Source organism: uncultured Brevundimonas sp. (assembly GCF_963974615.1).
Taxonomy (GTDB): domain Bacteria; phylum Pseudomonadota; class Alphaproteobacteria; order Caulobacterales; family Caulobacteraceae; genus Brevundimonas.
On record NZ_CAXBDH010000029.1, the window covers coordinates 1 to 10,031 of the forward strand.

The following is a 10,031-nucleotide window of genomic DNA, read 5'->3' on the forward strand; positions in this document are numbered from 1 at the left end:
TGCAACTCCAGCTTCCCCGGCCTGGACCGGATGGACAACCTATTGAGAGCTCACAGCTAGCCGATCCGCTCGAATACGGTGGTGATCACCCGCTGATAGACGTCGGTCAGGGCCGCGATCTCGGTCACCGGTACCCGCTCATCGATCTGGTGCATGGTCTGGCCGACGAGGCCCAGTTCCAGCACCGGGCACATGGCGCGGATGAAGCGGGCGTCGGAGGTGCCGCCGGTGGTTGAGGCCACGGGCCGGTGGCCGCAGGCGGCCTCGACCGCGTCCTGGACGGCGCTGATGAAGGGGCCGGGTTCGGTCAGGAAGGCATCGCCCGAGCACAGATGCTCCAGCTCGATCCTCTGGCCCGACGCGACCTGGGCCTCACCGGCCTGGATGTTGAGCCAGGCAATCAGCGCATCGCCGGTATGGGTCGGGTTAAAACGGATGTTGAGCCGGGCGCTGGCCTCGGCCGGGATGACGTTGCTGGCGTCATTGTCGATGGTGATGGTGGTGATCTCGAGGTTCGACGGCGGGAATTCGGGATAGCCCTCGTCCAGCACATGGTCGTTCAGCGCCGTCAGCAGTTTCGCCAGCACCGGGGCCGGATTGGCAGCGCGGTCGGGATAGGCGACGTGGCCCTGTTTGCCGTGGACGGTGATCCAGCTGTTCAGCGAGCCGCGCCGTCCGATCTTGATCATGTCACCCAGATGCATCGAGGACGACGGCTCGCCGACGACGCAGGCGTCGATGGTCTCGCCCTCGGCCATCAGGGTCTGCACCACCCGCTTGGTGCCGTGCAGGGCCGGGCCCTCCTCGTCGCCGGTGATCAGGAAGGACAGGGAGCCGGCCGGTTCCCCCTCGGCCAGCAGGCGCGAGACGGCGGCGATCCAGGCGGCGATACCGCCCTTCATGTCGACGGCACCGCGCCCGTACAGGATGCCGTCATGGATCTCGGCCTCGAACGGGGCGGCGGTCCAGGCGGCGGCCGTGCCGGTCGGGACCACATCGGTATGACCGGCGAAACACAGGTTGGGCGAGGTCGTGCCGCGCCGGGCATAGAGGTTCTCGACCCCCTCGAACGGCATGCGGCGGCAGTGGAAGCCGAGGCCGGTCAGCAGGGCCTCGATCATGTCCATGGCCCCGGCGTCGACCGGGGTCACCGACGGACGGCGGATCAGGTCGCGGGTCAGCTCAACGGGATCGATCAGGGCAGGGGGTGCGTCGCTCATGGTCCTATGCTTTACGGACATCGGACCAGCGCGAGAAGGGGTGGGCTGAAGATGCCGAAGATCGAGATCGATGCCGCCCCGACCGGGCACGGCACCGGCTATCCCGAGGAATTCGCCGCTCCGTGCAAGCCGCGCCGCCGCTGGCGGCTGGGTGACGCCGTCGGTCTGGACCAGTTCGGGGTCAATCTGCTGCGTCTGCCGGCCGGGGCATGGTCGAGCCAGCGCCACTGGCATGAAGGCGAGGATGAGTTCGTCTGGGTGCTGGAGGGCGAGGTGGTGCTGGTCGAGGATGACGGCGAGACGGTGCTGACGGCGGGCGATTGCGCCGGCTGGAAGGCAGGGGTGGCCAACGGCCACGTGCTGCAGAACCGCTCGGACGCCGAGGCTGTCCTGCTGGAAGTCGGCACGCGCACGCCGGGCGGCGACTCGGGCGACTACCCCGACATCGATATGGTTTTCCGCCCCGGCGGCTATTTCCATCGCGACGGCACACCGTACCCCAAACATGACCGACGTGACTGAGCCGTCCCCGCCGGGGGGCTCCGGCAGCGATCCGTGGAAGCTGCGCGACTTCCGCCTTTTGTGGCTGGGGCGTCTGGCCGCCGTGTTCGGCATCCAGGTCCAGTCCTCGGCCCTGTTGTGGCAGGTCTATGAGATCGCCCGGCGCGACCATCCGATCGAACAGGCCAGCCTGTATCTGGGGCTGGTCGGGCTGGTGCAGTTCCTGCCCATGCTGGCCCTGACTCTGCCGGCCGGCGAGATGGCCGACCGTCGTGATCGGCGCATGACGGTGATCGCCTCCATCTCGGTCGAGGCGAGCTGCGCGATCGCCTTCCTGGCCATGGCCATCCACGGGTCGCCACCACTGTGGGGCCTGCTGACCGTCGCCTGTGTGTTCGGGGCGGCGCGCGCGTTTCTGGCCCCGGCCAGTCAGGCCTTCCTGCCGATGGTGGTGGGGATGAAGGCCCTGCCCAAGGCCATCGTCGCCCAGTCGCTGGCCTTCCAGACCGGGGCCATCGCCGGCCCGGCCCTGGGCGGGGTCATCGTCGGTGTCTCGACCCCGCTGGCCTATGGCGTGTCGCTGGGCATGTTCGCGGTCGGGCTGGCGGCCATGCTGCTGATCCGCACCAGCGGCCGCCCGGTGCGGCTGAACGGACTGATCCGGCGCTGGGCCGCGGTCAAGGAGGGGCTGAAATACGTCTGGTCGACGCGCATCGTGCTGGGGGCCATCTCGCTGGACCTGATCGTGGTGCTGCTGGCCGGGGTGGCGCTGCTGACCCCGGTGTTCGCCCGCGACATATTGATGATCGGGCCCGAGGGCTTCGGCCTGCTGCGGGCGTCGTTCGGGGTCGGGGCCCTGGTCATGGCCCTGTATCTGGGGCGGTTTCCGATCCTGCGGCGCGGCGGCGTGTGGATGTTCGGGGCGGTGGCCGTGTTCGGCCTGTGCACCCTGATCTTTGGCCTGTCCAAGGTCGCCTGGCTGAGCGCCCTGGTGTTGTTCATCGGCGGGGCCGCCGACATGATCAGCGTCAACATCCGCCAGACCCTGATCCAGATCGCCACCCCCGATCACATGCGTGGCCGGGTCTCGTCGGTGTCGATGCTGTTCATCGGGGCCTCGAACGAGCTGGGCGAGGCCTATTCCGGCGTCATGGTCCGCCTGATGGGCCCGATCGGGGCGGCGGTATTCGGCGGGGCCGCCGCCCTCGGCGCGACCGGCCTCTGGGCCAAGCTGTTCCCGGGGCTAAGGAAGGCGGACCGGCTGGGGTAGGGGGCTACGCTAAAGCCCGCAAAAGGTGGTTCTCGGATCTATTGCCACTCGATCACCAGGGAGCTTTTTGCGTCCCGGCTGGCGGCCAGTACGACCGGGGTTGCCTGAGCAAGCAGAGTTGCCAACGCGTGATCGGTCGGCACCAGCTCACGCACAAACTCGAGTTCATCGCTCAGGGACTGGGCTTGAACACTGTCCAGGACGGCGTCCTCCTGAAGCAATGACAGACGGTGCAATTCATACGCTCGACCGAGCAACACGAGCCTTCGGAAAAGTCGTTCCGGCACTTGAGCTTCAAGAGCACCGCATTGGAGGCTGACCTCCACGTCGTCGGCGAACGCTTCCGCTTCCAGTCTATGCATGGATCCAAACCAATCGGAGAACTGGCAGCAAGGACCACATCTCCAAAGGGTCCGCAACGGTTCGATAGCCGCATTACGATCGCAGAACCGCCCCCCAAACCCTCACCAGGGCCGGAAATGCTTGCTCAGCTTCAGGCCCTGCTTCTGGTAGTGGCTGCCGCCCTCGCCGTAGAGGCGGGTCGGCTTTTCGGTCAGGGGCTCATAGACCAGCCGGGCGACGATCTGGCCGTGTTCCAGCAGGAAGGGGGTGTCGTGGGTGCGCACCTCCAGCACGCCGCGGGAGCCCGCACCGTGCGCCTCGTCGGTGCCGAAGCCGGGGTCGAAGAAGCCGGCATAATGCACCCGGAACTCGCCGACCGAGGGATCGATCGGGGTCATTTCGGCGGCCTGGTCGACCGGGATCTCGACATCGTCGCTGGAGGCCAGGATGTAGAATTCGCCCGGATCCAGCAGCAACTGGCCGCCGCGCAGGGTCAGCGGCTCCCAGAAGTCCTTCGGGTCGTGGCCGTCGATATGTTCCATGCTGACCACCCCGGCGTGACGACGACCGCGGAAGCCGACGATGCCGTCGGCGCTGCCGGACAAATCGACGCCGACGCTGCGGGTCTCCAGCTTGGGCGGTTCACCGGCCTTGAGCCGCAGCTGGTTCAGCCGGGTGCCGGGCCGCACCAGGATAGAAAAGGTCTGGGGCGCGATCTCAAGATACAGGGGGCCGTCATAGCCCTCGGCCACATCGTCGAACCGGGCCCCGGAATCGGTCAGCAGCCGCACAAACACATCGACCCGGCCGGTCGAGCTCTTGGGATTGGCGCGGGCGATCAGGCCCTTGGGCAGGGACAGTCGCTCCTGCAGGCGGGCGATATAGACGCAGCCCTTTTCCAGCACGAAGCCGCCGGTCAGGTCGACCGTATGCATCGCCACATCGGCGATCCGGTCCTCGACCTTGCGCAGGCCGGGCAGGAAGGAGGCCCGCACGCGCCAGGCCTGATCCGACAGGCGCAGGTCGAGACTGGCCGGCTGGACCTGGTCCGCGTCGAAGGGTGTGTCCGAGGTGATCGCGCCGCCGGCGATCAGGGCCTCTATGGACTGGCAGGGCAGGATGCCGGGGAGGGTGTTGCTGTAGGACTGCATGAGTCCTGCTTACACGTTTTTACGGCCTGTCTAACCCCCGTTATGCTTGACGTAGGCGCGCGCAGGGCGACCATGGGATCATGCATGACACCCCCGCCTATCAAGCTGAAACCGACGGGATCGTCGTCCGCGTGCGGCCGTCCTATCTGGCGGGTCAGTCCAACCCCGATCTCGGCCACTGGGTCTGGGCCTATCAGGTCGAGATCGAGAACCACAGCCCGGCCACGGTGCAGCTGGTGGCGCGCCACTGGATCATCACCGACGCCCGCGGCCAGGTCGAGGATGTGCGCGGTCCCGGCGTCGTCGGCGAGCAGCCGACCATCCCGCCGGGCGACAGCTATTCCTACACCTCGGGCTGTCCGCTGGGCACGGCCTCGGGCTCGATGGCCGGCAGCTATTCCCTGACCGATACCGAGGGCCGGTCGTTCGAGGCGGTCATTCCGGCCTTCAGCCTGGACGTCCCGGGCGAGCGGCGCGTGCTGAACTAGACACGGCCTCAAGCAGCCCGAAGGGCGGTAGGCCCAAGGAAACAGCCCGGCCTCAAGCAGCCCGAAGGGCGATAGGCCAAAAGAAAGCATGAGCCCCGAAGGGGCGGGGCGGGTGAGGGACTGCGTCAACCCGGATAACCGCAGTCCCGCCCCGGGTCCCGCCGACGCAAGGCCAGCGGGGCGGACGGCGGCTCTCTAGGAGCCTTTATTGTCGGTCGTTTGACCGAATTGCGATGGGCGCACGAAACCGGTCCGTGCGCCCATTCCGGGTGACCGCGGTCGTCGCGCTCAAGCAGCGCGAAGCGCGATAGCGCCCCTAGATATATCTACGCAGGCTGCGGGCCAGTTCGGTGGCCCCGTCCTTGTTGCCGCGGCGAACCTGGGGCTGGTAGGCGACCCGGGCGTGCTCGACGCAATAGACGCCTTCCGAGGCGCGGCGGCCGCAGAAGCTGAACTCGCGGGTCGAGGGGTCGCCGATCGGCCATTTGCACATATGTGCGCCCAGCGTCATCACCGTGGCCGTGCCGGGCATTTCCGGCGGACGCTCGGGCGTCGGCGGCACCGGGACGTTGGGGCGCAGCTGGGCGGCCTCGATGCGGCGCGGCGCTGACGGCTGGGCCGGAGCGGCCGGACGCGGCCGGGCGGCGCGGAAGGTGGTGCGGGCGGGCTGCGACGGCGTGGCGCGTCCCGACAGGCCCAGGCGGTGGACCTTGCCGATCACGGCGTTGCGGGTGACGCCGCCACCCAGTTGTTTGGCGATCTGGCTGGCCGACTGGCCTTCGAGCCAGAGCTTCTTCAATGCGCCTACGCGGTCTTCGGTCCAGCCTGCGGTCATGCCACCCTCCCCGGGGTAATCAGATCAATATCTAGGGGCGCCGGCTCCGTTTCGGGGTCAGCACCTACCACCACTTGTAAACGAGACGTTAACAGACGCAATATCTGCGAATCAGTGTGTCCACAGAAACCACATGTTGAATCGTCGGTATGTGAAACGTCCTGTGGACGGCCCGCCTTGCACCGGGACCTTGCCGGGGGCATCTGGCGGGGATGACTGATCACTCTTCCATGAACGCACTGGGCCGCCCGTCCGGCCTGCCGTCGCCCCGCCGCTATAACGGCGTCAACTGGATCGGGGTGCGCACCCTGTATCTGCGCGAGGTGCGACGCTTCTGGAAGGTCGGTGCCCAGACCGTGGCCGCCCCGGTGGTGACGACGCTTCTCTATATGCTGGTGTTCGTGGTGGCGCTGAAGGATGCGCGGCCGCCGCTGCACGGCACGCCCTTCGCCGAGTTCGTGGCCCCGGGCCTGATCATGATGGCCATCCTCAACAATGCCTTCGCCAATGCCTCGTCCAGCCTGATCCAGGCCAAGATCATGGGCACGGCTACCGACTTCCTGACCCCGCCGCTGAGCCCGCTGGAATTGACCGTCGGCTTTTCGCTCGGTGCGGCGACGCGCGGCATGGTGGTCGGACTGGTCACCGCGATCTGCGTCCTGCCGTTCGCGAAACTGGGCGTGAGCAATCTGTTCGCCATCATCTGGTTCGGCATTATCGCCTCCTTGCTGATGGGGATGCTGGGCGTGCTGGCCGGCCTGTGGTCCGAGAAATTCGACCACCTGTCGGCGGTGCAGAATTTCGTGGTCATGCCGATGACCTTTCTCAGCGGCACCTTCTATCCGATCGAACGTCTGCCCGAGCCGTTCCGCGCGATCAGCCATTTCAACCCCTTCTTCTATCTGATCGACGGCTTCCGGGCCGGTTTCATCGGCCACGCCGACGGCAGTCTGGCGATCGGCGTGGCGGTCAGCGCGGCCCTGACCCTGGCCCTGGCCGTGGCCTGCTGGCTGGTGTTCCGCTCGGGCTGGCGGCTGAAGAGCTGAGGCCTGCCGCGCTCCGGCGATGGTTAGAAGTTCCTTAGGTCTGCGAGCGCAGGCTGATGTGGTTCTTCTGCGGGGGCCGAGACCATCGATACCGATCTTCACATATCCAATCCGGCCATGGCCGCCCTGACCCTGCTGGCCATGGCCGTCGCGGGGGGGCTTGTCGCCGTCCTCTGGCTGACCCGGGCCCAAAGGCCGGCGGCGGATGGGCCGCGCTGGCTGACGCGGACCGGGGGGCTGGGCCTGATCGCCGTCTGGGTCGCCCTGGTCCCGATCAACGTCTGGAGTCACCGGGCCGGAGGCCATGATCTCTGGATTTTCGGTGCGGAAACCTTCGAAGGCGGCCTTGTCGAGACCCTGACCTTCATCTTCTACGCGTTGGCGATCGCCGTCTGCGGCCTGCTGTTCACCCGGGCGTCGCGGCTGTACGGGTCCGCCTCGGCCAGCCTCTGGCGCGTTCTCCTGGGGGTGATGGTTGTCTGCTTCGTGGTGATGATCGGCGAGGAAATGAGCTGGGGCCAGCATCTGCTCGGGTTCGAGACCCCGGCGGACCTGGCTGCGGTCAATCTGCAGGGCGAGTCCAACCTGCATAATCTGGTGTCGCCGCGTCTCTATGACGTGATCTACCAGGTCCTCGGCTTCGCCCTGATCCTGCTGCCCCCGGTCGCCTGGTTTGGGCTGCGGGGGCCGAACCTGCCCAGTCCGGTGCTGTTTCTCCAGGGCCTCTACACCGGCCCCTGGGTGTACAGTTTGCTGGCGTCGGCCGGAGTCCTGCTTCAGCACGAGGTGTTCGAGGAACTGGCCGAGATGGTGCTGGCCTTCGCCATCCTTTACGCGCTGGCGACGCTGGCCGTCCGGACCGCGCGGGGAACGAAGCCGACCTCTTCCTGATCTCCGTCTTCAGGGCTGCGCTGGTGTTGACTAACCCCGGTCTGCGTCCGACAAGACCGGACCCTGTTTCAGCGGTCCCGGCGCATCCTGCGGCGGGGCCGTCTCGCTTTTGGAGGTTATGCCTGTGTCCAGCCATCTGATGGGTGTCTACAACCGTGCTCCGGTTGAGGTTGAGCGCGGCGAGGGGGCCCGGCTGTATGCGGCGGACGGCACCGTCTATCTGGACTGCGTCTCCGGCATCTCGACCAATGCGCTGGGCCATGCCCATCCCAAGCTGGTCCAGGCGCTGAAGGACCAGGCCGAGAAGCTCTGGCACGTCTCCAACATCTTCAAGATCCCGGGCCAGGAGGCCCTGGCCGACCGGCTGTGCGAGAACAGTTTCGCCGACGTGGTCTTCTTCACCAACTCCGGCTCGGAGTCGGTCGAATGCGCGCTGAAGACGGCGCGCAAATATCATTCGGCCAACGGCCAGCCCGAGCGGATCGACATCTACGGCTTCGACGGTTCGTTCCACGGCCGCACCTACGGGGCCATCAACGCCGCCGGCAACCCGTCCTATGTCGAGGGCTTCGGCCCGCGCCTGCCGGGTTACAGTCAGCTGGTCTGGGGTGACCGCGAGGCGCTGGAAGCCGCCTTCAAGAGTCCGACCACCGCCGCCGTCATCATCGAGCCGGTCCAGGGCGAGGGCGGCGCGCGTGCCATCCCTGAGGAAGACCTGCGCTGGATGCGCGAGATGGCCGACGCCAACGGCGTGCTGATCATCTTCGACGAGGTCCAGTGCGGCATGGGCCGGACCGGCAAGCTGTGGGCCCATGAATGGGCCGGCATGACCCCGGACATCATGGCCATCGCCAAGGCCCTGGGTGGCGGTTTCCCGGTCGGGGCCTGTCTGGCCACGGTCGAGGCGGCCAAGGGCATGACCGTCGGCGTGCACGGCTCGACCTTCGGCGGCAATCCGCTGGCCATGGCCGTCGGCATCGCCGCCTTCGACGAAATCTCGAAGGCCGAGACCCTGGCCAACGTCAACGAGATCGCCGGCTATCTGAAGCAGCAGCTGCACGGCCTGCAGCAGCGCTTTCCCGACGTCATCGCCGATGTGCGCGGCAAGGGGCTGCTGATCGGCATCAAGATGATCCCGAACAACCGCGAATTCATGGGCTGGGCCCGCGACGAAAACCAGCTGCTGGTGGCCGGGGGCGGCGACAACTGCGTGCGCCTGCTGCCGCCGCTGATCCTGACCCGTGATGATGCGGCCGAGGCGATCGCCCGCTTCGAAAAGACCTGCGAGTTCGCGCGCGGCAAGCTGGCTGGATAGGGCGATGGTGCGCCATTTCCTCGACATCCACCGGCTGTCGGCCGACGACCTGCGCGGCATTCTCGATGACGCCCATGCCCGAAAGGCCGCCCGCAAGGGCTGGCCGAAGGGGCGGGTCGACGCCGACGCACCGGCCGTCGACCATGTGCTGGCGATGATCTTCGAGAAGAATTCGACCCGCACCCGCTTCAGCTTTGATGCCGCCATCCGCCAGCTGGGCGGGGCCGCAATCATCGCCAACGCCGGCGACATGCAGCTGGGTCGCGGCGAGCCGGTCGAGGACACCGCCCGGGTCCTGTCGCGCATGGTCGACGCGGTGATGATCCGCGCCAACAGCCACGAGGACGTCGAGCGCTTCGCCCGCGTCGCTACCGTGCCGGTGATCAACGGCCTGACCGACCGCAGCCATCCGTGCCAGATCCTGGCCGACCTGCAGACCATCGAGGAACAGCGCGGCCCGGTCGCCGGCAAGACCCTGGCCTGGGTCGGGGACGGCAACAATGTCTGTCACAGCTTCATGCATGCGGCCCCGAAATTCGGCTTCCGCTTCAATGTCGCCTGCCCGGCCGACTACCATCCCGACCTGCGCGACCTGGCCGTGGGTGGCGATCATGTGGCCCTGACCAGCGATCCGCGCGAGGCGGTGGCCGGGGCCGATGTGGTGATCACCGACACCTGGGTGTCGATGGGCGACGGCGACTATGAGGACCGGCTGGCGGCGTTCGAGGCCTATACGGTCGACGAAGCCCTGATGGCCACGGCGGCCTCCGACGCCGTCTTCCTGCATTGTTTGCCGGCCCACCGCGGCGAGGAGGTCACCGATGCAGTGATCGACGGCCCGCAGTCGCTGGTCTGGGACGAGGCCGAAAACCGCATTCACGCCCAGAAGGCCGTTCTGGCCTGGTGTCTCGCGGGCACCTAGACCATTTTTGTTTCAGGTCGACTCGACCTGAATCCAAAAAATGGTCCAGA

General features: G+C 67.1%; 11 protein-coding genes. 7 read left to right on the forward strand and 4 right to left on the reverse strand.

The window, feature by feature from the left end:
* Window positions 1-56: 56 nt before the first annotated feature.
* A complete protein-coding gene (dapE, locus tag AAC050_RS14250; protein ID WP_339915753.1) occupies window positions 57-1,220 on the reverse strand; it encodes a succinyl-diaminopimelate desuccinylase in 1,164 nt (387 codons plus the stop codon).
* A gap of 51 nt (window positions 1,221-1,271) precedes the next feature.
* Between dapE and AAC050_RS14255 the strand changes: the two genes are divergently transcribed.
* A complete protein-coding gene (locus AAC050_RS14255; RefSeq protein WP_339915754.1) occupies window positions 1,272-1,742 on the forward strand; it encodes a cupin domain-containing protein in 471 nt (156 codons plus the stop codon).
* Complete coding sequence (locus tag AAC050_RS14260; protein ID WP_339915755.1) at window positions 1,726-2,991, forward strand: MFS transporter; 1,266 nt, start codon at window positions 1,726-1,728, stop codon at window positions 2,989-2,991. Before AAC050_RS14255 ends, AAC050_RS14260 begins: the two co-directional genes overlap by 17 nt.
* A gap of 38 nt (window positions 2,992-3,029) precedes the next feature.
* On the opposite strand, the gene AAC050_RS14265 is transcribed toward AAC050_RS14260, so the two are convergent.
* Complete coding sequence (locus tag AAC050_RS14265) at window positions 3,030-3,353, reverse strand: hypothetical protein (protein ID WP_339915756.1); 324 nt, start codon at window positions 3,351-3,353, stop codon at window positions 3,030-3,032.
* Window positions 3,354-3,455: 102 nt separating this feature from the next.
* Entirely contained in the window at window positions 3,456-4,484 is a 1,029-nt protein-coding gene (locus AAC050_RS14270) for a 2'-deoxycytidine 5'-triphosphate deaminase (RefSeq protein WP_339915757.1), read from the reverse strand.
* Between the two features lie 80 nt (window positions 4,485-4,564).
* On the opposite strand from AAC050_RS14270, the gene apaG reads away from it, so the two are divergent.
* Complete coding sequence (gene apaG / locus AAC050_RS14275; RefSeq protein WP_339915758.1) at window positions 4,565-4,972, forward strand: Co2+/Mg2+ efflux protein ApaG; 408 nt, start codon at window positions 4,565-4,567, stop codon at window positions 4,970-4,972.
* A gap of 316 nt (window positions 4,973-5,288) precedes the next feature.
* On the opposite strand, the gene AAC050_RS14280 is transcribed toward apaG, so the two are convergent.
* A complete protein-coding gene (locus AAC050_RS14280) occupies window positions 5,289-5,807 on the reverse strand; it encodes a GcrA family cell cycle regulator (RefSeq protein ID WP_339915759.1) in 519 nt (172 codons plus the stop codon).
* 230 nt (window positions 5,808-6,037) lie between these two features.
* Here AAC050_RS14280 and AAC050_RS14285 point away from each other — a divergent pair, with 230 nt between their 5' ends.
* The 4 genes from AAC050_RS14285 (at window position 6,038) to argF (ending at window position 9,981) form a co-directional block, all read left to right on the forward strand.
* Window positions 6,038-6,853 (forward strand): ABC transporter permease, encoded by an 816-nt coding sequence (locus AAC050_RS14285; RefSeq protein ID WP_339915760.1) that lies wholly within the window; start codon window positions 6,038-6,040, stop codon window positions 6,851-6,853.
* A gap of 117 nt (window positions 6,854-6,970) precedes the next feature.
* Window positions 6,971-7,744, forward strand: a complete 774-nt coding sequence (locus AAC050_RS14290; RefSeq protein WP_339915761.1) for a hypothetical protein — start codon at window positions 6,971-6,973, stop codon at window positions 7,742-7,744.
* A 118-nt stretch (window positions 7,745-7,862) separates the two neighbouring features.
* A complete protein-coding gene (locus AAC050_RS14295; RefSeq protein WP_339915762.1) occupies window positions 7,863-9,059 on the forward strand; it encodes an aspartate aminotransferase family protein in 1,197 nt (398 codons plus the stop codon).
* A 4-nt stretch (window positions 9,060-9,063) separates the two neighbouring features.
* On the forward strand, window positions 9,064-9,981 hold the full coding sequence (gene argF / locus AAC050_RS14300) for an ornithine carbamoyltransferase (protein ID WP_339915763.1): 918 nt from the start codon (window positions 9,064-9,066) through the stop codon (window positions 9,979-9,981).
* The last annotated feature ends 50 nt before the right edge of the window (window positions 9,982-10,031 follow it).

Bases quoted from the DNA above. Each gene is read 5' to 3' on its own strand.
- AAC050_RS14265 (WP_339915756.1), bottom strand. From the start codon at position 3,353: ATGCATAGACTGGAAGCGGAAGCGTTCGCCGACGACGTGGAGGTCAGC.
- AAC050_RS14285 (WP_339915760.1), top strand. From the start codon at position 6,038: ATGAACGCACTGGGCCGCCCGTCCGGCCTGCCGTCGCCCCGCCGCTAT.
- AAC050_RS14290 (WP_339915761.1), top strand. From the start codon at position 6,971: ATGGCCGCCCTGACCCTGCTGGCCATGGCCGTCGCGGGGGGGCTTGTC.
- AAC050_RS14270 (WP_339915757.1), bottom strand. From the start codon at position 4,484: ATGCAGTCCTACAGCAACACCCTCCCCGGCATCCTGCCCTGCCAGTCC.
- AAC050_RS14295 (WP_339915762.1), top strand. From the start codon at position 7,863: ATGCCTGTGTCCAGCCATCTGATGGGTGTCTACAACCGTGCTCCGGTT.
- AAC050_RS14255 (WP_339915754.1), top strand. From the start codon at position 1,272: ATGCCGAAGATCGAGATCGATGCCGCCCCGACCGGGCACGGCACCGGC.
- argF (WP_339915763.1), top strand. From the start codon at position 9,064: ATGGTGCGCCATTTCCTCGACATCCACCGGCTGTCGGCCGACGACCTG.
- AAC050_RS14260 (WP_339915755.1), top strand. From the start codon at position 1,726: ATGACCGACGTGACTGAGCCGTCCCCGCCGGGGGGCTCCGGCAGCGAT.
- apaG (WP_339915758.1), top strand. From the start codon at position 4,565: ATGCATGACACCCCCGCCTATCAAGCTGAAACCGACGGGATCGTCGTC.
- AAC050_RS14280 (WP_339915759.1), bottom strand. From the start codon at position 5,807: ATGACCGCAGGCTGGACCGAAGACCGCGTAGGCGCATTGAAGAAGCTC.
- dapE (WP_339915753.1), bottom strand. From the start codon at position 1,220: ATGAGCGACGCACCCCCTGCCCTGATCGATCCCGTTGAGCTGACCCGC.